This is a genomic window from Paraburkholderia sediminicola (assembly GCF_902859805.1).
GTDB lineage: Bacteria > Pseudomonadota > Gammaproteobacteria > Burkholderiales > Burkholderiaceae > Paraburkholderia > Paraburkholderia sediminicola.
The window spans coordinates 324,524-345,137 of the sequence record NZ_CADIKC010000005.1 but is presented as its reverse complement, the minus strand read 5'-3'; the positions used below and the strand labels follow the sequence as shown (position 1 = coordinate 345,137).

Annotated in this window: 15 protein-coding genes; 6 read left to right on the top strand and 9 right to left on the bottom strand. The window is 61.1% G+C overall.

Annotated elements, in window-relative coordinates; translation table 11 throughout:
• Positions 1-61: 61 nt before the first annotated feature.
• From ilvA to queF, 3 genes are read left to right on the top strand one after another with little or no spacing between them, the layout of a single operon-like run.
• Entirely contained in the window at positions 62-1,585 is a 1,524-nt protein-coding gene (ilvA, locus tag R8871_RS20250; RefSeq protein ID WP_246287629.1) for a threonine ammonia-lyase, biosynthetic, read from the top strand.
• Between the two features lie 23 nt (positions 1,586-1,608).
• Positions 1,609-2,511, top strand: coding sequence for a 5'-nucleotidase (locus R8871_RS20245; RefSeq protein WP_175052058.1), 903 nt, complete (start codon positions 1,609-1,611; stop codon positions 2,509-2,511).
• Positions 2,508-3,332: an NADPH-dependent 7-cyano-7-deazaguanine reductase QueF gene (gene queF, locus R8871_RS20240; protein WP_175052057.1), complete on the top strand. Its 825-nt coding sequence runs from the start codon at positions 2,508-2,510 to the stop codon at positions 3,330-3,332. Before R8871_RS20245 ends, queF begins: the two co-directional genes overlap by 4 nt.
• A 920-nt stretch (positions 3,333-4,252) precedes the next feature.
• Here the strand turns inward: queF and R8871_RS20235 are convergent.
• The 3 genes from R8871_RS20235 to R8871_RS20225 all read right to left on the bottom strand — a co-directional run bounded on the left by R8871_RS20235 (position 4,253) and on the right by R8871_RS20225 (position 7,093).
• Positions 4,253-4,639 carry a RidA family protein gene (locus R8871_RS20235; RefSeq protein ID WP_175052188.1) on the bottom strand — a complete coding sequence of 129 codons (387 nt, stop codon included), beginning with the start codon at positions 4,637-4,639 and terminating at the stop codon, positions 4,253-4,255.
• Between the two features lie 78 nt (positions 4,640-4,717).
• The gene (locus R8871_RS20230; protein ID WP_175052056.1) at positions 4,718-6,199 is read right to left on the bottom strand and encodes an N-acyl-D-amino-acid deacylase family protein; all 1,482 of its coding nucleotides are present in this window, start codon (positions 6,197-6,199) and stop codon (positions 4,718-4,720) included.
• 3 nt (positions 6,200-6,202) lie between these two features.
• The gene (locus R8871_RS20225) at positions 6,203-7,093 is read right to left on the bottom strand and encodes a MurR/RpiR family transcriptional regulator (protein ID WP_097391272.1); all 891 of its coding nucleotides are present in this window, start codon (positions 7,091-7,093) and stop codon (positions 6,203-6,205) included.
• Between the two features lie 146 nt (positions 7,094-7,239).
• Between R8871_RS20225 and R8871_RS20220 the strand changes: the two genes are divergently transcribed.
• A complete protein-coding gene (locus R8871_RS20220; protein WP_097391271.1) occupies positions 7,240-8,517 on the top strand; it encodes an amino acid deaminase in 1,278 nt (425 codons plus the stop codon).
• A gap of 69 nt (positions 8,518-8,586) precedes the next feature.
• Here the strand turns inward: R8871_RS20220 and R8871_RS20215 are convergent, their stop codons facing one another.
• Both R8871_RS20215 and R8871_RS20210 read right to left on the bottom strand, forming a co-directional pair.
• Positions 8,587-9,084: a MarR family winged helix-turn-helix transcriptional regulator gene (locus R8871_RS20215; protein ID WP_175052055.1), complete on the bottom strand. Its 498-nt coding sequence runs from the start codon at positions 9,082-9,084 to the stop codon at positions 8,587-8,589.
• Positions 9,085-9,115: 31 nt separating this feature from the next.
• Positions 9,116-10,711 (bottom strand): MDR family MFS transporter, encoded by a 1,596-nt coding sequence (locus tag R8871_RS20210; RefSeq protein ID WP_175052054.1) that lies wholly within the window; start codon positions 10,709-10,711, stop codon positions 9,116-9,118.
• A gap of 140 nt (positions 10,712-10,851) precedes the next feature.
• Here R8871_RS20210 and R8871_RS20205 point away from each other — a divergent pair, with 140 nt between their 5' ends.
• On the top strand, positions 10,852-11,694 hold the full coding sequence (locus R8871_RS20205; RefSeq protein ID WP_175052187.1) for an EcsC family protein: 843 nt from the start codon (positions 10,852-10,854) through the stop codon (positions 11,692-11,694).
• Here the strand turns inward: R8871_RS20205 and R8871_RS20200 are convergent.
• From R8871_RS20200 to R8871_RS20190, 3 genes are all read right to left on the bottom strand, one after another.
• A complete protein-coding gene (locus R8871_RS20200; RefSeq protein WP_175052053.1) occupies positions 11,664-12,641 on the bottom strand; it encodes an alpha/beta hydrolase in 978 nt (325 codons plus the stop codon). The genes R8871_RS20205 and R8871_RS20200 overlap by 31 nt on opposite strands.
• A gap of 127 nt (positions 12,642-12,768) precedes the next feature.
• Positions 12,769-13,203, bottom strand: coding sequence for a CHRD domain-containing protein (locus R8871_RS20195; RefSeq protein ID WP_175052052.1), 435 nt, complete (start codon positions 13,201-13,203; stop codon positions 12,769-12,771).
• 185 nt (positions 13,204-13,388) lie between these two features.
• Positions 13,389-14,558 carry a porin gene (locus tag R8871_RS20190; RefSeq protein WP_175052051.1) on the bottom strand — a complete coding sequence of 390 codons (1,170 nt, stop codon included), beginning with the start codon at positions 14,556-14,558 and terminating at the stop codon, positions 13,389-13,391.
• 447 nt (positions 14,559-15,005) lie between these two features.
• Here R8871_RS20190 and R8871_RS20185 point away from each other — a divergent pair, with 447 nt between their 5' ends.
• Entirely contained in the window at positions 15,006-15,941 is a 936-nt protein-coding gene (locus tag R8871_RS20185) for a LysR family transcriptional regulator (protein ID WP_175052050.1), read from the top strand.
• Positions 15,942-16,167: 226 nt separating this feature from the next.
• Here the strand turns inward: R8871_RS20185 and R8871_RS20180 are convergent, their stop codons facing one another.
• A complete protein-coding gene (locus R8871_RS20180; RefSeq protein WP_407673177.1) occupies positions 16,168-20,589 on the bottom strand; it encodes an ATP-binding protein in 4,422 nt (1,473 codons plus the stop codon).
• Positions 20,590-20,614: the final 25 nt, after the last annotated feature.

Sequence of the window (20,614 nt, the reverse complement as noted above, 5' to 3'; positions counted from 1 at the left end):
GCACACCGTTGGCGCTATCATTGACCCTTTCCCGTCTCGCAAAGCGCACCGCGCCACCCGCATGGCTTCCCACGACTACCTGAAAAAAACCCTGACCGCGCGCGTCTACGACGTGGCCCGCGAGACCGAACTCGAACGCGCGCCGAATCTGTCGGCACGGCTGCGGAATCCGGTTTATCTGAAGCGCGAGGACAACCAGCCGGTGTTCTCGTTCAAGGTGCGCGGCGCGTACAACAAGATGGCGCATATTCCGGCGGATGCGCTGGAGCGTGGTGTGATTACCGCGTCGGCGGGCAATCATGCGCAGGGTGTGGCGTTGTCGGCGGCCCGCATGGGCGTGAAAGCAATCATCGTGGTGCCGGTGACGACCCCGCAGGTGAAAGTCGATGCGGTACGCGCACATGGCGGCGCGACGGTCGAAGTCGTGCAGTTCGGCGAGTCCTATAGCGATGCGTACGGGCACGCGGTGAAGCTGCAGGAAGAACGCGGCCTGACGTTTGTCCACCCGTTCGACGATCCGTACGTGATCGCCGGCCAGGGCACGGTCGCGATGGAGATTCTCAGCCAGCATCAGGGCCCGATCCACGCGATCTTCGTGCCGATCGGCGGCGGGGGACTCGCGGCAGGCGTGGCCGCGTACGTGAAATCGGTGCGCCCGGAGATCAAGGTGATCGGCGTACAGACCGATGACTCGTGCGCAATGGCGGCTTCCTTGAAGGCCGGTGAACGCGTGACGTTGAATGAAGTGGGCCTGTTCTCGGATGGCACGGCAGTGAAGCTGGTCGGCGAGGAAACCTTCCGCCTGTGCCGCGAATATCTCGACGACGTGCTGCTCGTGAACACCGATGCGCTGTGCGCCGCGATCAAGGACGTGTTCCAGGACACCCGCAGCGTGCTGGAACCGGCGGGCGCACTGGCCGTGGCCGGCGCCAAGCAGTATGCCGAGCGCGAAGGCATTGAGGACCAGACGCTGATTGCGATCACGTCCGGCGCGAACATGAACTTCGACCGCATGCGTTTCGTGGCCGAGCGTGCTGAAGTGGGTGAAGCACGTGAAGCGGTGTTCGCCGTGACGATTCCGGAAGAGCGCGGCAGTTTCCGCCGCTTCTGCGAACTGGTGGGCACGCGCAGCGTCACCGAGTTCAACTACCGCATTGCGGACGCGAATTCAGCGCATATCTTCGTCGGCGTGCAGATCCGCAATCGCAGCGAATCGGCACAGATCGCGGGCGCCTTTGAAGCACATGGTTTTGCCACCGTCGATCTGACTTTCGATGAACTGTCGAAGCAGCACATCCGCTATATGGTCGGCGGCCGCTCGCCTTTGGCGCATGACGAACGTCTGTTCCGTTTTGAGTTTCCGGAGCGTCCGGGTGCGCTGATGAAGTTCCTGTCGTCGATGGCGCCGAACTGGAATATCAGCCTGTTCCACTATCGCAACCAGGGTGCGGACTACAGTTCGATTCTGGTGGGCATTCAGGTGCCGGAGAGCGAGAACAGCGAGTTCGACCACTTCCTCACGACGCTCGGCTATCCGTGCTGGGAAGAGACGCAGAATCCCGTGTACCGATTGTTTCTCGCTTGACCTTACTGGACTAAAACGCGCAGATGGCTCTTTCGCTTGTCGACAAACTGGTGGTGGCAATCTCGTCGCGCGCGCTGTTCGACTTCGAGGAAGAGAACTGCGTGTACGAGAAAGGCAACCTGCAAGCGTACGAAGCGTTGCAGCGCGAGCGGCTGGCCGTGCCCGCCAAGCCAGGCGTCGCGTTTCCGCTGATCCGCAAGCTGCTGGCCTTGAATGCCGGCGGCCATCGGGTCGAAGTGGTGATCCTGTCGCGCAGCGATCCGATCAGTGGATTGCGCGCATTTCATTCGTGCAGGGAGTATGGGCTCGCAATCGAGCGCGGCGTATTCACACGTGGGCGCGCGCCATTCGGCTATCTGAAGCCGTTGAACGCCTCGCTGTTTTTGTCCGCGAATCAGAACGATGTGCGCGATGCATTGGCCGCCGGATTTCCGGCCGCACGCGTCTTACCCGAATCGGCGAAAATGGCGAGCAAGTATCCGGATGAAATCCGGATTGCTTTCGACGGCGACGCCGTGCTGTTTTCCGACGAAGCCGAGCGCATCTTTCAGAAAGATGGCTTGCGTGCGTTCGTCGGCCATGAGATTCACAACAAGGATTTGCCGCTCGCGGATGGACCTTTGAAGCCGTTGCTCGAAGCACTGCACCGGCTGCAGAAACTCGCGGACGAAGCCGCACCGATGCATATTCGTACGGCCTTGGTGACGGCGCGCTCGGCCCCGGCACATGAGCGCGCGATCCGCACATTGATGGCGTGGAACATCGAAATCGACGAAGCGATGTTTCTCGGCGGCCTCGACAAGAGCGCATTTTTGCGCGAGTTCGAGCCGGACTTTTTCTTCGACGACCAAATTGGCCATTGCGAATCGGCCCGCGTCGTGACGGCGACGGGGCACGTGCTGAGTGGCATCGTGAACGCATCATGACACCCGAACAATCACCGCTGGGTAAGGCTTCCACTTACACCGAACAATATGACGCTTCGCTGCTCTTTCCGATTGCCCGAAAGAATGCGCGCGAAGCGATTGGGATTGGCGCACAGCTGCCGTTTTTCGGCACGGACATCTGGAATGCTTACGAGCTTTCCTGGCTGAACGCGCGCGGCAAGCCGCAGATTGCGGTGGCCACTTTCTTTGTGCCGGCTGATTCGCCGAACATTGTCGAGTCGAAGTCGTTCAAGCTTTATCTGGGGTCGTTTGCGCAGACGGCTTTCGAGTCGATGGATGTGGTGCGCGACACGATCAAGCGGGATGTTTCCGCTTCATGCGGCGCGACGGTGTCGGTTCATCTGGCGGCGCCCTATGAGTTCGGCAAATTGCAGATGGAAGAGTTTGAAGGTTTGTCGCTGGATCGGCTCGATCTCGATACCGACATTTATCATCCCGATGCTTCGTTGCTGAAGGCTGCGTTCGACGAGTCGCCGGTCGAGGAGACGTTGGTTTCCAACCTGCTTAAGTCGAATTGTCCCGTGACGGGGCAGCCCGATTGGGGCAGCGTGCAGATTCACTATGTTGGGCCGCAGATTGATCATGCGGGCTTGCTGAGGTACATCATTTCCTATCGGAATCACACTGGGTTTCATGAGCAGTGTGTGGAGAGGATTTTTATCGATGTGCTTAAGGCCTGCCGGCCGGTGAAGCTAGCTGTTTATGCGCGGTATACCCGGCGCGGCGGGCTGGATATCAATCCGTTCCGGACGAATTTTAATTTGCCTATGCCGGATAATTTGCGGTTGGCGCGGCAATAAGGGAAGTTTGTGTTTTTTGCCTGCTCGGCGCTTGTTTGTCTGTGTTCTTGGGGCTTTGGCCTTTCCTTGCTTTGTTAGTGGTCTATTAGCGTTGCCCCTGTGCGGGGCGGCACCTACTTTTCTTTGCTTGCCGCAAAGAAAAGTAGGCAAAAGAAAGCGGCTCAAACCGCTAATGCTAAGCGGGGCCCGTGGTCTGCTACGGGTAGTGGTGCATCTGGAATCTGTGTTCGTGCGTGTGCATACGCCAGTGACAAGGGCGTCATACTTCCGGCGACGCTGCGCGCGCCGAAGAGTACTTCTTAAAACCTCCCCCTACGTTTAACTCCTACGCTTCGCCGACGGGGCGTGGCTCGTCATTGCACCGCCATCACCATCTCGATTCCGATTGCAACGCCAACGCTAACGGCAGAAGCGAACGCGACCGTGGCTGGGATTGGGGCGGGGGGTAGCGAGGAGGGGCGGTGATTCAGCACACCGACATATCGTTTAACGAGGGTGTTCCGGGCTGAATGCAGAGACGCGAAGCCGACGGCCCCACAAACCAAAACCGAAGCCCGTGGTTTCCCATGCAGACCCATCCGCGACGCACGCTGTGCGGAGTGGGAGCTGATGACACCTTTGTCACTAGCGCGGAACGTGGGAGAGCACGGATTCCAGTCGCACCACTACCCGTAGCAGGCTACGGCGCCCACTTAGCATTAGCGGTTTGAGCCGCTTTCTTTTGCCTACTTTTCTTTGCGGCAAGCAAAGAAAAGTAGGTGCCGCCCCGCACAGGGGCAACGCTAATAGACCACTAACAATTCAAGGAAAGGCACCAAACCCAGAACAAGGAGAAAGACCCAAACCCCAAGAACACAGCCAAACAAACGCCGAGCAGGCAAAAAAAACCTACCCAGCGCCTGCAGCAAACAAAAAACCCTTTACGCCGAAGGCTTCTTATAAGCCACGCAATCAACCTCGATCCGGCAATCGATCACCATCGAAGAAACCACACAAGCCCGAGCCGGCGGATTCTCGCCGAAGTACTCCCGAAACACCTTATTGAACGAAGCAAAGTCACGCGGATCATCCAGCCACACACCGCAGCGAACAACATGCTCCGCCCCGTAGCCAGCTTCCTTCAAGATAGCGAACACGTTCTGAATCGCCTTGTGCGATTGCTCGACGATGCCGCCATTGATCACTTCGCCGTTTTCCATCGGCGTCTGCCCGGAAACGAACAACCATCCATCCGCTTCGACAGCCCGGGCAAACGGCATATGTTGACCACCGGTACCCTTGCCGCCTTCAACGCCATATCGCTTCATCATCCAACTCCTTAAAAAGTCCGGCACGCGGCGCGACCCATGCCACAACCGCTTGCCATATCAATCAGAAAACAAAAATCAAAATGCGCCGTGCGCATCACCCTTCGACGCCGCGCCACGCGCTACAAAATGCCCCGCCCGTTCGCCGGTCACCGCGCCATCGCGATACGCCAACACGCCGTTCACCCACACCGCATCGATACCATCGGCCGCCTGTTGCGGCTTCTCGAAAGTCGCCGCGTCGCGCACTTTGGCCGGGTCGAACAACACCAGATCCGCGTGATAACCGATGTGCACCTCGCCACGCTGCGCCAAACCAAAACGGCGCGCCGACAAGCTGGTCATCTTGCGCACCGCCTCTTCAAGCGGCAGCAAACCGGCGTCACGTACGTAGTGTCCAAGCACGCGCGGAAACGCGCCCCACAACCGCGGATGCGGCAACGGATCGTTCGGCAGTCCGTCGGAGCCAACCATCGTCGCGGGATGCGACAGAATGCGCCGCACGTCGTCCTCGGACATGTTGTGATACACCGCGCCCGCCGGCTGCAGTCGCTTGCCGGCCTCCTGCTGCGTGACGCCCCACTCGGCAGCAATCTCCCTGATCAGCTTGCCCGCCATCTCGGGGTGCGGCTCCGACCACGTGATCGTGATGTCGATGTCACCCGTCACCTGCTTCACGTCGAGCGTCGACGAACTGCGGTTGTACGGATAGCAATCGCAACCGATCGGCTGCAAACGACGCGCGCCCTCAAGCGACTTCAGCACCTCTTCGCTGCGCCCCCAATTCGATGGCCCCGCGCACTTCAGATGCGAAATCACCACCGGCACATGCGCGTGACGGCCCACCCGATACGCTTCGTCCATCGCGTCGAGAATCGCGTCGAACTCGGTGCGCATGTGCGTCGTGTAAAGCGCGCCTGCGGCAGCGAGCGGCTCGGCCAGCGCCATCACTTCTTCAGTCGGCGCGGAGAAAGCGGAGCCGTAGGCGAGCCCGGAGCTCAGGCCCAACGCGCCGTTCGACAACGCCTCTTCGAGTTGCGCGCGCATGCCGTCAATTTCGGTCGCGGTCGCCGCGCGATCGAGCCGGTCCATCTGATTGCTGCGCAACGCCGTGTGTCCGATCAGCGCGCCGACATTCACTGCCGGACGCGCGGCGTTCACCGCTTCGACGTACGCAGCAAAAGTCGGGTACTGGAACGCGTCGCGCTCGCCAAGCAGGTTCATCGGATCAGGCGGATCGCCCTTCAGCGACACCGGCGACGCACTGATCCCGCAATTGCCGACAATCACGGTCGTCACGCCCTGCGTGATCTTCGGCAGCATTTGCGGCGAACGGATTACGTGCGTGTCGTCATGCGTATGAACGTCGATGAAGCCGGGCGCCAGCGCGCGGCCGTTCGCCTCGATCACCTCTTCAGCGAGCCAGTTCGACAGATTGCCGATCGCGGCGATGCGGCCGTCTCGGATCGCAACGTCGCGTTCGACCGGCGGTGCGCCCGTGCCGTCGTACAGTTGCGCGCCGACGATCAGCGTATCGGCGGCTTCGGGATGCGAATGCATGGATCAGTCTCCTAACGGTTGTCGGTCGCCGCCGCCACGGTGCGCGTCGAGCGCGTGCTTCATGCGGCGCAGCAATTCGCGGCTCTCGTCACCCTGACTCACGGCAAGTTCAGTGACGAGCACATCGAGCGCCATCATCATCGCGTAACGCGACGACGACGGCTTGTAAATGAAATCGGTTTCGAAGGCGACGATCGGAATCACCCAATCGGCCAGTTTGGCCAACGGTGAAGCCGGCGCGGTGAGAGCGATCACGGTCGCCCCGTAGCTGCGCGCGATCTTGCAGTTCTCGACCATTTCGGGCACGCGCCCGGTGGTGGACAGCGCGATCACCACGCATTCGCGCGACACGGTGCTCGCCACCATGCGCTGCAACAAGCCGTCCTGATAGGTCGCAACCGGCCGGCCAAGGCGCACGAGCCTGAAGCGCATTTCGTCGGCCAATGCAGTCGAACCGCCGCCCATGCCGAACACGTAGATCATCCGCGCGGCGCGCAGCGCGGCCGCGGCTTCGGCTAAAGGCGCCTGCCGGAGCAATTGATGGTTATGGGCAAGCGCGGTTTGCAGTTCGTCGAATACGCGGGTGGCGATCGGCTCCGGTGCGTCGGTGGGGCCGCCAGCCTGCAGAAAGCGCTGGCCAACGGCGGCCGCCTGCGCGAGCCGCAGCTTCAACTCCCGCACGTCGCGGCAACCCACCGCCTTGGCAAAGCGCGTCACGGTCGCGACGCTCACCTCCGCCTGCTGGGCGAGCGCGCCAATACTGGCGCGCGATGCGCCGGTCAGGTCGTCGAGAATCAGCGCGGCAACCTTCCGTTCGGCCGAACGCAGTTCCGGCGCGCATTCGGCGATGCGCGCGACGATATCGAAGGCCAGCGGTTCGGCGGTCAGGTTCATTGCAGGCTGTGGGGTGTCTCGCGAACGCTTACAAAGCGCTTCCGGAAAACCGTGGTACTAAATAACATTCCTCCAACCATCGTACTTTCGGTAACATGGTAAAGTCAACTTTGATTCGATTTAACTGGACGATGGAGCAGGGAGACATGAAAGTTACAAACTATCAGGGCGCAACGATTGATCCTTATAGCAAGGGCTTGGGCATGGTTCCGGGCACCAGCATCCAACTCACGGATGCCGCGCGCCTCGAGTGGAACCTGCTGAACGAAGACGTGAGCCTGCCCGCCGCCGTGCTGTACGCGGATCGCGTGGAACACAACCTGAAGTGGATGCAGGCGTTCGTCGCGGAATACGGAGTCAAGCTCGCGCCGCACGGCAAAACCACCATGGCGCCGCAGCTATTTCGCCGTCAACTCGAAACCGGCGCATGGGGCATCACGCTCGCCACCGCGCATCAGGTGCGCGCGGCGTATCACGGCGGTGTGTCGCGGATCCTGATGGCTAACCAGCTGGTTGGCCGCCGCAACATGATGATGATTGCCGAGTTGCTGAGCGACCCTGATTTCGAGTTCTTCTGCCTCGTCGATTCGGTCGAAGGCGTCGAGCAACTGGGTCAGTTTTTCACGTCGGTACGCAAGCCGCTGCAAGTATTGCTCGAGCTCGGCGTGCCGGGCGGCCGCACCGGCGTGCGCGATGAAGCGCAGCGCAATGCGGTGCTCGAGGCAATCGCGCGCTATCCGGATGTGCTGAAGCTGGCGGGCGTCGAATTGTATGAAGGCGTGCTGAAAGAAGAACACGAAGTGCGCGAGTTCCTGCAGAGCGCTGTCGCTGTAACGCGCGCGCTTGTCGACGAAGGGCGTTTTGCCCGCACGCCGGCCGTTCTGTCAGGCGCCGGCTCGGCCTGGTACGACGTGGTCGCGGAAGAATTCGTGAAGGCCTCGGAGACCGGCAAGGTCGAAGTCGTGCTGCGGCCCGGCTGCTATCTGACGCATGACGTCGGCGTGTACCGCAAGGCGCAGACGGACATCTTCGCGCGCAATCCGGTGGCGAAGAAAATGGGCGAAGGCTTGCTGCCGGCGCTGCAACTGTGGGCGTATGTACAGTCGATTCCGGAACCGGATCGCGCGATCATCGGCCTCGGCAAGCGCGATTCCGCGTTCGATGCAGGCATGCCGGAGCCGTCGCGCCACTATCGTCCTGGCACCGAAGCGCCACGCGATATCGCGGCGAGCGAAGGCTGGGAGATTTTCGGCTTGATGGATCAGCACGCGTATCTGCGGATTCCCGCGGGCGCAGATCTGAAGGTAGGCGACATGATCGCGTTCGACATCTCGCATCCGTGCCTGACGTTCGACAAGTGGCGTCAAGTGCTGGTGGTCGATCCGTCGTATCGCGTCACGGAAGTGATCGAAACGTTCTTCTGATCGTGATAGAACCGGCGCGTTTCACCGCAAGGTGGCGCGCCGTTTGTTGCCGTTGAGTCGGACCTAAGCTTACCGAGCCGGATCGGCCTCCGCCGTGTCGGACACCTGGGCAGCCGGCGCGGTCGCAGCGCCAGTCGCAGCAGCCACTTCGCCAATCCGCACTTCCAGCATCTTCAGCGCCCCCGACAACGCGCTCAGCGCTTCGTCCGGCAACGCCGCCATCGTGTCGTGCAAAAAAGCATTGCGGCGCGGCAGGCTGGCTTCGGTCGCCGACCGTCCCGCTTCGGTCAAACGCACATTGGTCACGCGGTTGTCGCGCGTATCCATGCTGCGAGCAATCCAGCCTAAACCTTCCAGCGTTTTCAGTTGCCGCGTCAGCGCGCCCGGATCGACGCGCAAGCGCTCGACCAGGCGCTTCTGTGACGACTCGCCGGCCTGGTCGTGCAGCGCAAGCAGAATGCGCCAGCGCGGCAACGGATGGCCCACGTGGGCCTCGAACGCCGACATGAACGCCCGATAAGTGCGGCCGAATTGCTGCATGACGGCGACGCGGTCCTGTTCTTCCATGATCTGTCAGTAAAACGGTAAGGCTAAAAAATCAATCCGCGTGAATCACCGGCTCGAGCTTGCGCTGGAGCTTGACTGGCGGCACACGGCGGCTTTGCCACACGGACACCACGGCGATCACCGCCGCAAGCGCGAGACCCAGATGAATTGCTGAAACGAGCGCCTCGCGCGCACTCTCGAGCAGCATTGCGCCGTTGTGGCCCGCATGCGTCAACTGGCCGAGCAAGGTGGTTTGCGCATCGCGATTGATGAGAATTTGCGGGTCGCCGAGATCGGCAAACCACTGCGATGCGTGATCGTTTTCCAGCGCGCTGCGCACGCCGCTCGCGTACATATGGCTGATCAGCGTGCCGGTTAGCGCCGTGCCGATCATCCCGCCGATCATCCGCAGCGACTGCAGCAGCGCGGTGGCGATACCGAGGTGTTCGCGGCCCGCAGTCTGCTGCGCGAAGATCGTCAGATTCGGCATCACGAAACCGAGACCGAGTCCGCCGAGCACCATGAACGACATCAGCAACCATTGCGGCATGGCACGCGTCGCGACGACCACGCCGAGGCACGACAGCGCCACCAGCGCAAAGCCGACGTACAGCATCAGATTCGGATTGCGTACACGTGAGACGATACGGCCGTTGGCGATACTGCCGATCGTGATGAATACGACGAGCGGCGTAATGACGAGCCCCGCTTCTTTCGGTGACATCCCGAAACCGCCCTGAAATAGCAACGGTGCGTAGAACAGCAACGAGAACATCGTGAAGCCGCCCAGCACGGCGAGCGTAAACAGGGCGGCCAGACTGCGATTGCGAAACATGTCCACCGGCAGAATCGCCGTCGGGCAGCGCTTTTCCCACTGCCACAAGCCGTATGCCGAGGCGACGCTCAGCGCAAGCAGCGCGAAGGCGCCCAAGGTGACGCCGTGCTTCGGCAACAACTCGACAAACAATTGCAGCGAGCCGAGCGCCACCGCGATCAACAACGCACCCGGCCAATCGAGCCGCATCTTGCCTTCGTGTTCGATGTGCCGCAGATGCGGCAGAAAGCGCCAGACGAAAAATAGCGACAGCAAGCCGACCGGCAGATTCACGTAGAACACCGAGCGCCAGCCGTAGTACTGCGTGAGAAAACCGCCGAGCGACGGCCCTACCGCGTTCGCAATCCCGAACGCCGAACTCATCAGCACCTGCCAGCGCAGTCGCACGACCGAGTCGGGAAAGAGATCAGGAATGCACGCGAAGGCGGTGCCGACCAGCATGCCGCCGCCGATGCCCTGCAAGCCGCGCGCGAGCACGAGGAACAGCATGTTGTTGGCAGCGCCGCAGAGCACCGAAGCGGCAGTGAACACGACGATCGATGCAATCACAAATGGCTTGCGCCCGTAGTAATCGCCGAGGCGGCCGAAGATCGGCACGGTGATCACCGAGGTCAGCAGATACAACGTGCCGACCCACGCGTAGAGCTCGAAACCCTTCAGTTCCGCGACGATCGTGGGCAACGCGGTGCCGACCACGGTCTGGTCGAGTGCGACCAGCATCGAAACGAAGGACACGCCGAGCATCGCCAGTAGCGACTCACGGAAAGGTAAAACTTGCCCACTCGAGTGGTGGGCCGCGGTATGGACAGCCATTTTTGATGGAGCAACAGTTGACTCGTCAAACGATCGGGAATCATACCATGAGGTGATGCTCTAAGCTGGAACGCGCCGGGGCGGCTCACTGCATCGGCAATCGACTGAAGAATGGACAATACATGACGCCAGGGAGGCACATGGAGCCGAGTTCGCTCGCAGCACAATCCTTATCGGACGACGACCTGAGCGCGTTGCGACGCGCGAAACACGAACTGGAGAGCCCCGCGCTGGCGATGAAACTGGCGAGCATCGTCGGTTCGCCGCTCGAGAAGCTGCTCGCGCGCATGCCGGCTTTTGCCAACGAAAAGGTCACGGACGCGACGGAGCTGGCGCTGCGCAAATGCCTCTCGATCGCGCTGCGCACGCTGGGGCGGCAGGTCGGCGCCTCGCCTCTCGTGGTGCCCGACAAGCCGAGCAATCTGCTGCACAAGTTCGCCGTGGCGACCACCGGCGCGGCCGGCGGCGCATTCGGTCTGTTCGCGCTGCCTGTCGAGTTGCCCGTCACGACCACGTTGATGTTTCGCTCGATCTGCGACATCGCGCGCAGCGAGGGCGAGGATCTGTCGTCGATCGACACGCAGCTGCAATGCCTGACGGTGCTCGGCATGGGCGGCACCTCAAAAGCCGACGACGACGCCGACTTCGGCTACTTCATCATGCGCGGCGCGCTGGCGCAGGCGGTATCGAAGGCTTCATCCGAAATCGCGACGAAAGGCTTCACCGCGCATGGCTCGGCGGCCTTGCTACGCCTGCTCAACACGATTGCCGCGCGCTTTTCGGTGCAGGTGAGCGAACAGATCGCCGCCAAGTCGATTCCGGCGATCGGCGCGGTGCTTGGCGCGATGGTCAACACGGTGTTCATCGACCACTTCCAGCAGGTCGCGCACGGCCACTTCACCGTGCGGCGGCTGGAGCGGCAATACGGCCTGGAAACGGTCGAAGCCGCCTATCAGGCGATCGACGTCACTTTGGACGGCTGAGCGGCCGTGCCGCGCCCACTGGTTGTTGCACTCGTCACGCGCCGCACGAAGGCCGCGGCGCGGTCGAGCGCGCGGCCGCCTTCCGGGATGAACGGCGTGAACAAGGGCCAGACGTGCGGCATCTTCTTCCACACTTCCAGTTCGCAGTCGACGCCCGCCGCGCGCGCCTTGTCGGCAACGCGTTGCGAATCGTCGAGCAATACCTCGGTGCTGCCCGCCATGATGAAGAGCGGCGGCAAGCCGTGCAGGCCGGCATAGACCGGCGAAGCGTAGGGATGCGTAGCGGGCGTGTCGCCGAGATAAACCTGCGCGGCCCGAGCGATCGCGGGACCGCTGAACATGGGATCGAGCCCGTCGTTGGTGCGAATGGTGGCGCCGGCCGCGGCAAGATCGGTCCACGGCGAGAACAGCAGGCAGCCTGCCGGTAACGGATCGCCGGCGTCACGCAAGGCGACCACGGTGGCGAGCGCAAGGCCGCCGCCCGCTGAATCTCCCGCGACCACAATCGACCCGGACGGCGTGCCGTCGGCGACCAGCTGACGGTAGGCCGCGGTTGCATCGTCGAGCGCGGCTGGAAAGCGGCGCTCGGGGGCAAGCTGGTAGTCGAGGGAAAAGATCGGTGCGTTCGCACGCGTGGCGAGGCCGAATACGAGCGAGCGATGCGTACGCGGCGAACAGAAGTAGTAGCCACCGCCGTGGCAGTACAATACGGTCGGCCCATTCCCGGGAGAAGATGTGCCACCGGCGGGCTCGATCCACTCACCCTGCAGCGGCCAATCGTTCGGCCCGTACGACTCGCGCAGACGCCAGCCCCCCGGCACGCGCGGCGACCAGGCGCGCTTGGCTGTCAGCGCACGCGCCTTCTCGACATTGATAGTCGGCTTGAGGGTTTGCGGTCGAAACTGCTTACGCAGATACCAGCACGCGAGTGCACTTTGCCAACTCATCGGGACACGCTCCTTCGATAGTGTCCCATCATGGTACGTGCGTTCGCCGCCGCGCCGGTGGACGGCGGCTTCTAATCCCGAAAAAGCGCCCGCGCCACCGGGCAAGGCTTTCTCGTTGTCCTCTTGCCTAGTTCGCCGGCAAAACCTGCCCGCGAATCTCGCCCGTCGGATTCTGCTCAGTATGGACGTTGAAGTACCACTGCCCTGCCATCAGGTCTGTCACCTGCTGTTCGGTGAGCGCCGCCGATCCTTTGATCGGGCTCGCCAGCGCGTCCTTTCCAATCGGCACCTGGACCTTGGCGTTCTGCCCGACAGGTGCGGGGCCGTGGAAGTGTGCGGCGGTTGCCGGACCACTCAACCCTTCATAGGTGACGGTCCATTGCAGGGACTTGGTCGACGTATCGAACGTGGCGTTCAACATGCCGTGCCCGTGACTCACACGCGGCGGCACTTCGCTCGACGGTTCGAGATCGGCCTTCAACGCCACCGTATCCGCAAAGGCAACACCCGATGCCAACGCCCACAACACCACAGCAAAATTCAGTTTTCGAAGCGCAATCATGGTCTTCTCCGGACTTTGATGCACCGCCGCACCGACATTTCGGTCACGCGCAGAGCCACCACATACTAGTGCAAATCCGTCGAACCCGTCTGCGTCTGGGGCCATATGACAAGGCCACCTTCGCCACGTGTGCGCCAACGAGAAAAGCACCGCAAGCGGTGCCTTTCTCTCCGCACAGTAAAGCTTTAGAACCGGTGACGAATACCCGACGTCAAGACATACTGGTTCTTGCTGGCCGACGGCGCGTCCGTGCCGTTGACCTGCGTGACGTTTACGCCGGTTTGATTCTGGGCGCCAGTCTGAAGCACGCCTTCCACGTAAACATCCGTGCGCTTCGACAACGAGAAATCAGCCTGCAGGCCGAACTGGTTCCAGTGACCCGCGCCGGTGTTCGTGCTCGTCGTGCCCGGCGTGGCGCGGAGCGCCTGCGTATAGGTATAGGCCGCCCCCAATCCCAACGCCGGAGTCAAGTTATAGCGCGCACTGAGTTCATAGTTGTTGTAGCGTACGGATGCGTTCCCGATACGGTCCTGGAGGCGGCTCTGCGTAAATACACCGCCGACGACCGCCGGTCCGAACGTATAGCTGCCACCGACACCCCAGGTGCGTTGGTTCTGAATACCCGGCAACGCTGCGACGGTGGAAGCCGGGAGGCCTTGAACGGCCCCATTGTTGTTGTCGGCATCCAACCCCTGGAGTTGCAGGTAGGCAGCGCCCACTTGCAAACCGCCATTCTGATAACCGGCGCCAACGCTATACGCACGGTTGTTGGCGAAACCGCCTGCCTGGTTAGAGAAGCCATACAGACCGCTGAACGAGAAACCGCCGTAGTTTGCGCTCTGGTATTTAACCGAGTTGTTGATGCTGAACGTGTTATTGAGGTTATCGTTATCGCCGCGATGTGCGAAATACGTGCCCCCCCAAGTACCGGCCGCCGACACTGGGCCAAGATAGTCGACAACGGAGTCGTACTGACGGCCGAACGTAACGGTGCCGAACTGGTTGCTGCTCACGCCGACAAACGCCTGGCGATTGAACAGCGTATTCGCGACGGACTGCTTGCCGTTGGCCACGTTAAAACCGCTTTCAAGGGTGAAGATCGCCTTCATCCCGCCGCCTAGATCTTCCACACCACGCAGGCCCCAGCGGCTGGCTTGCACATTGCCGCCCGTCAACCCGACCATCGCATGACCGCTCGTAACACCATCCGACGAAACCTGCGAATTCCGGTTGGCCTCATTGCTTACGTAAGTCAGACCCGCGTCGATCAAACCATAGAGCGTCACGCTGCTTTGAGCATGTGCCGCACTCGCGAAAGTCGCGGAGACAGCCGCGAGAATCATAATTTTTTTCATATTGATCCAAGGATACTGAGTCTGATGACTCGATTAAACGCACAGCGCGAATGCAGGCCGATTTGCATTGCATCGCACCCACCACTCATACCGTGATGTCTGTTTCATCTTCGGTGCAAAGTGTAGGTCTGCGACTTTCATGGAGGCCACGCACAACCTGACAAAACTGTTTTTGAATTATTCAAGAACCGCAGATACGTCTTGCACATCCCGTTGATGTTCAAGGAGATATCCTTATCTCGTTTTATATTTCGGTATGCTTATCTAATAAAAACGTTGCCTTTGAACCACAATCACTAAAGAGATGGCGTTGAGACGTTTCAGATCAGTCCTATTCCCCAAAGCCCCCGTCGCTCCTAGCATCCTCCCACTAGGACTCTGCCGCACAGCATATCGATGCTGGCCGGTTCAGAAGCACACTTCTCCCCGCTCAATCGAAAAACCATAATGAATCAGTTGCAGGCCATACGTATCTTCCTGAAGGTCGCCGAGAACGGTTCATTCGGTCGAGCCGCCGCGAGTCTGGGGTTGTCCAATGCAGTCGTTACCCGCTACATCGCATTACTCGAATCACATCTCAGCACGCGGCTTGTCAATCGGACCACGCGCAGCCTTTCACTGACCGAAGCGGGGCAGGCATACGCCGAGGGCTGTCGTCGGGTTCTCGAACAGATTGAAGTGATGGAGTCCGGCGTAACGCGAAGCGCAACCGATCCATCCGGAACGCTGAAACTCGTCGCCGCCGCATCGTTTTCATTGTTTGGACTGACACCGCTGTTGCAGCGGTATCGAACACATCATCCAAAGGTGAGGTTATCCGTCACATTGCTTCATCGGCCGGTGAATCTCATCGAAGAAGGTTTCGATGCCGGCATCGTCGTACCTGGACAGGTCAGCACCGGCACGTTGATCAAGCGCCCACTGTACAAAGTGCGCGCAGTTGTCGTGGCATCGCCTGCCTATATTGGCGCCAATGGCACGCCGGCTGCACCCGCGGAACTTAACGCCCATCGGTTCCTTGCGCTGTCCGCCGATATTTACCGTTCCGCATGGACCTTCGTCACCGCGAGCGGGCACGAGCAAACCGTGAGCCTCGATTCTGATTACGAGGTCAATAATGCGGTTATGCTGCGTCAGGCAGCGCTTGCCGACATGGGCATAACTGTTCTCCCGGAGAATCATGTTTCTGCAGACCTGATAAACGGCGCGCTCGTGCAGGTGCTGCCGACCTATCGAATCAAAGGCGCGGATAAGGAAGTGTCACTGGTGTATCCCGGGCGCCGACACGCACCCGCCAAGACACGATCGTTTGTAGAATTCACTGTCGACTATTTCCGAAACAACGCTCCGTCGACGCTTTCGTCGAAATTTTCAAATAGTTAATTGCGCTTTTTGCAATGAATTTCTTGTGTGAGCTCGGTTATGCTTTGTCTTGCGAGAAGTGACTCCTTCATCGACGGATGTCTCCAAATCTTTAACGCGGCTTCGGCCGCGTTTTTTTTCGCCATCTCGATTCGCCCGCCCCGATTTACTCGCCAGGGCGCGCCAATGCAATTGCCCACGCGAGGTGCCACGGCCTCGCTGCACAGCACTACACTCCACCGCAGCGTCATCCGAGCAATGCAGCCTGCTCCTCGATGCCGTCCAGCATCGCATTGCACTTGCGCGCCAACACCAGCCCGTCACTACGCAAGCGTTCCGGCGTCTGGACGGTGATCTCCCGGCGGTAGTCTTCCAATGCGTTGAGCAGAGGCGGATACTGCAATACGCTTGCCGCCCCTGCCACGCGATGATGCCACTGGCGCAAACGCTCGACCTCGACGCGCTCAAGTAACGGCGACAACGCCTGCACGTCTTCGCGCACCGAAGAAACGAACGAATCGAGCAATGCCTTGACAGTCGATTCGCTGCCCCACAACTGCGTCATATGACTCAGGTCGACAGGGACGAATGGCTCCGGGCCACCGCTGGCATCCGGCCCGGAAGCTGGCGGCGCACTGGCCGTTTCAGCGGGTGCGGCTTGCCATGGGCTGTCAGTGCCGAACCAACGACTCAGGTAGTCGCGCAGCGTAGCGAGGCGCGTCGGCTTGACGAGGCAGTCGTCCATGCCCGCGTCGCGACATAGCTTCAAGTCTTCTGGCGCGGTGTTTGCAGTAATAGCCAGGATCGGCAGATGGTACGCACCGCCACGCTCCTGTTCCCGGATGCGCTGCGCCAACTCGTAGCCGGACAAGTTCGGCATGTGGCAATCCGTGATGAGGCATCCATAGCTGGTTTGTTCGAGCGCAGCAAGTGCCTCGACGCCATCGTTCGCGATGTCGCAGGCAAAACCGAGCAACGCCAGTTGATGACGGATCAACTCCTGATTTACCGGATGATCTTCCGCAACCAGGACCAACCGTCCGCTGGCAATTGCCCGTTCACGGTCTGGCGGCACGTTCACGCCTTCAGTCATGCGCGGCATGCCGGCAGAACGCGGCGCCACCGAAGGCAGCCCCGTCATCGCCGCGGCGCACGCCGCGCCGAGGCCTCGCCACGAGATCGGGTTGATACTGACACGCACGTTGTTGTCGAGGATGCGGTAGCCGGTCGGCTTCGGCTTCTCAGTCAGGCAAATGATCCGCGAACCGGGCTCGACGCTTGCAGGCAGCACCACATCTTCACTCACGAAAATCATGTCCACGCCCGCCAGGGCGTCTGGATGGCCGAGTTCCGCCGCATCAGGCGACACGTGGCGCAACTCGAGTCCGAGAGCCTGGCCGAAATGCATCAGCCCCTGCCCGACCCGTGTATCACCCGTCGCCACAATACCGCGTTTGCCGCGCAAACCGCTCACGGAATAGCGCTGCGATTCCACTGGCATGGTGAGACGCACCGTCATACGCGTACCGACCCCAGGTTCGCTATGCAATTCAAGCGTACCGGTCATTAAGTCGATCAGCTTGCGGCAGATCGTCAGACCCAGGCCGGTGCCGCCGAAGCGGCGGGTAGTAGACGATTCCGCCTGCACAAACGGCTCGAACAGCCGCACCTGCGCTTCCTGCGTAATGCCGATGCCCGTGTCCTTGACGCTCATCTCGAGCACCTGAGCGTGGCTAGTCTGATCGACGACTTCAACCTGCACGTCGACCTCGCCTTCCGGCGTAAACTTGATGGCATTGCCCAGCAGATTGAACAGAATTTGCCGCAGTCGCACGCTGTCACCACGTAGCGTGGCGGCAACTTCGGGCGCGATATCCACGCGCACCTTCAAGCCCTTTTCATGGGCGCGGCCAGCGAGCAAACCGACGGCGTTATCGACCAACTCGCGCATGTCGAGGGGTTCTGCTTCGATAGTCAGCCGACCTGCTTCGATCTTCGAATAATCGAGAAGGTCATCCAGAATCTGCAGCAGCGCACCAGCCGACTCGTGGATCATGCTCATCATTTCCCCCTGATCCGCATTGAGCGGCGTGAGTTCCAGCACTTCGACGAGGCCGAGCACGCCGTTCATCGGCGTACGGATTTCATGACTCATCATCGCGACGAAGTCATCTTTTGCGCGTGAGGCGGCTTCGGCCACGTCGCGCGCTCGTGCAAGCTCCGCGGACCGCGCGTGCTCTACGCTCGCGTCCACCCAATAGCCGCTCCACACAACGCTGCCATCCTTCTCGCGGCGCGGTACCAGTTCCGCGCGAGCCCACTTGAGTTCACGCTCGACATCGAAACGAAACTCCATATTCACCGGCGTTTCGCAACGCGCCGATCGCTCCAGCTCGGTTAACACGAAAGGTCGATCTTCTTCGCACACGCGTCCGAAATCGATCTCGTCGCGGCTCATCAACGAGGCGTGGTCGCCACCCAGCAGATGTCGCGTATCGCCGCCGATATACGGAAGCGAATAAGCGCCATCTGCGGTGCGACGCAGTTGAAATACGACGGCCGGCAACGAGCGAGTGACGTCGAAAAGGCGCCGCTCGGTTTCGCGCGCGAGCATTTCAGCACGCCGGATATCAGTAATGTCGACCATCGTTCCGAGCACACAACTCGGCTTACCATCGCTGCTGCGACAAATCCGTGTCCAGAACAGGCCGTGCCGTAGGTCGCCCGTGCCGCGTTCAAACTGGAGTTCCGCCTGTGCCGGTTCGCCGCCTATCAGCATCTTGCTTGTGAGGTCATCCAGAACGTGACTGTTGGCTTCGCCCCATGCCTGGACGTCCACGGCCATGCGTCCGATCACCGCCTCGCGGCGCAAACCACACGCCTCCTCATACGCCCGGTTGATCGCAATGTAGCGCCCATCCAGATCTTTAGCGACGAGCGGATAGGGAACCATCTCCATCAAGGTTTCCTGAAAGTTCAACTGAAGCGCCAGGTCGCGTTCAGTCTGTTTGCGCAGCCTGACTTCGCGTTGCAGCAGCAGATATGCACGCAACGTAACCAGCAATACGAGACCGATGCCGATCAGCAGCGGCAGAAGGCGCACCGCAGTAACGCTCCATGTTCCTTGCTCTCCCGTGCTGCCGGTCACCCACTTCTGCCGGATGCGCTGCTTCTCGACCGGCGGCATAGCCAGCAACGCGCGGTCGATCAAACCCGCGAGCGGACCGAGATCAGGGCGTACCGAGAAGCCAAGCGCGTCGGATTCGCCGACCGTGCCGAGAATCTTGAGCGTACCGGCGTAACGTTGCTTGAGCAGGACATCGACGGCGGCCGGATTGCCAACCAGTACGTCTGCCTGGCCGTTCTCGACCATCTTGAGCGCGTCGTCTAGACTGGGCGCGACAGTGATGTTGGCGGCTGGAATTTTGTCGAGCGCGAGCGGAATCGTGCCGGCGGTATGCGACGAGACCACAATGCGCCGCGATGCGAAATCGTTGAGCGCGCGAGCGGCGGGTTCGTCTTCACGTCCCACAATTACGAGCGGATAGGTTTCGTATGCACGGGTGTGCTGCGCGTTTTTCAGACGTGGATCGTTGCGGAAGGAGGTGGCTAGAATCGCCAGATCGCCGCGTTGGAACGCTCCGATGGTCGCAGGCCAGTCGGCCGTGTTAGCGCGGTTAAACACAACCCCCAACGTGCGGCTGAGATAGTCCAGATAGTCGGCCGCAATGCCGGCAGGATGGCCGGACTCGTCGACATAGCTGAAAGGCGGCCAGCCGTTATCGAAACCCACCTGCAACGGTGGCAGCGAACGGAGCCAGGCCTGCTCTTGCCGTGTCAGCACGAGACGTCGCGCAGCGGACGCAGCTTGCGCGTCGAAGCTGCCGGATAGCCAGCGCACGCGAATCGCCGTATCGTCACCCGGATTCATTGACGCGAGCGCGCGGTCGAACTGGTCGCGCAATTCGGCCCGGTTGCGCGGCACCGCAAAGCGCAGGTCGGCGATTCTGCGGCTTTCCTCGAAAGCGATGCGCAATCCGCGGAATTCCTCAGTGGCCAGCGCGTACTGAACCGCCGGCGTAAAACCGAGATAAGCATCGGCATCGCCTTGCGCGACAGCCTGGAGCGCCGCCTGCGTGCTCGCGAAAGTTTCGAGCTGGGCGCGCGGAAAGCGCTCGCGCAACGAGCGTTCCAGCGCAAAGCCCTTCTCTATTGCGAGGCGAGCCCCGGCAAGCTGCCCGGCACTCGCATACGGGTCCCCGTCGCGGCGGACCGCCACCGATGCGGATGCACGCAAGTACGGCGTAGTGAACCTGAGGCAGTGTTCCCGCTCGGGTGTACGAGCGAGGCTCATGACCAGGTCGACGTGGCCTGCGCATGCCGCTGCCAAGAGTTGCGGCATGTCTGGAAACGTCTTGGACTCGATGACTACGTTCGGCCCGACAAGCGCACGCAGATAGTCGGCGCTCAAACCGGTTAGCTGACCATCCTGAAGCCCGTCGAAAGGCATCCACCCGTTGGCCAGAACGCCGACGATCAACTTGGCAGGAAAGGCACTGCCCACCGAAGGATGCGATAGACCGGCAAAAGGCTGGGCTGTCGCTGGCTGCATCTGCGCCACGGCAAAGGCGAACACGACAAGCAGGCACTGCGATACACGTCGGACCATCCGCCGCACCGCGATGCCGCGCCGG

Excerpts from the sequence above, each read along its gene's own strand:
- ilvA (WP_246287629.1), top strand. The coding sequence starts at position 62 with ATGGCTTCCCACGACTACCTGAAAAAAACCCTGACCGCGCGCGTCTAC.
- R8871_RS20245 (WP_175052058.1), top strand. The coding sequence starts at position 1,609 with ATGGCTCTTTCGCTTGTCGACAAACTGGTGGTGGCAATCTCGTCGCGC.
- queF (WP_175052057.1), top strand. The coding sequence starts at position 2,508 with ATGACACCCGAACAATCACCGCTGGGTAAGGCTTCCACTTACACCGAA.
- R8871_RS20235 (WP_175052188.1), bottom strand. The coding sequence starts at position 4,639 with ATGAAGCGATATGGCGTTGAAGGCGGCAAGGGTACCGGTGGTCAACAT.
- R8871_RS20230 (WP_175052056.1), bottom strand. The coding sequence starts at position 6,199 with ATGCATTCGCATCCCGAAGCCGCCGATACGCTGATCGTCGGCGCGCAA.
- R8871_RS20225 (WP_097391272.1), bottom strand. The coding sequence starts at position 7,093 with ATGAACCTGACCGCCGAACCGCTGGCCTTCGATATCGTCGCGCGCATC.
- R8871_RS20220 (WP_097391271.1), top strand. The coding sequence starts at position 7,240 with ATGAAAGTTACAAACTATCAGGGCGCAACGATTGATCCTTATAGCAAG.
- R8871_RS20215 (WP_175052055.1), bottom strand. The coding sequence starts at position 9,084 with ATGGAAGAACAGGACCGCGTCGCCGTCATGCAGCAATTCGGCCGCACT.
- R8871_RS20210 (WP_175052054.1), bottom strand. The coding sequence starts at position 10,711 with ATGGCTGTCCATACCGCGGCCCACCACTCGAGTGGGCAAGTTTTACCT.
- R8871_RS20205 (WP_175052187.1), top strand. The coding sequence starts at position 10,852 with ATGGAGCCGAGTTCGCTCGCAGCACAATCCTTATCGGACGACGACCTG.
- R8871_RS20200 (WP_175052053.1), bottom strand. The coding sequence starts at position 12,641 with ATGAGTTGGCAAAGTGCACTCGCGTGCTGGTATCTGCGTAAGCAGTTT.
- R8871_RS20195 (WP_175052052.1), bottom strand. The coding sequence starts at position 13,203 with ATGATTGCGCTTCGAAAACTGAATTTTGCTGTGGTGTTGTGGGCGTTG.
- R8871_RS20190 (WP_175052051.1), bottom strand. The coding sequence starts at position 14,558 with ATGAAAAAAATTATGATTCTCGCGGCTGTCTCCGCGACTTTCGCGAGT.
- R8871_RS20185 (WP_175052050.1), top strand. The coding sequence starts at position 15,006 with ATGAATCAGTTGCAGGCCATACGTATCTTCCTGAAGGTCGCCGAGAAC.
- R8871_RS20180 (WP_407673177.1), bottom strand. The coding sequence starts at position 20,589 with ATGGTCCGACGTGTATCGCAGTGCCTGCTTGTCGTGTTCGCCTTTGCC.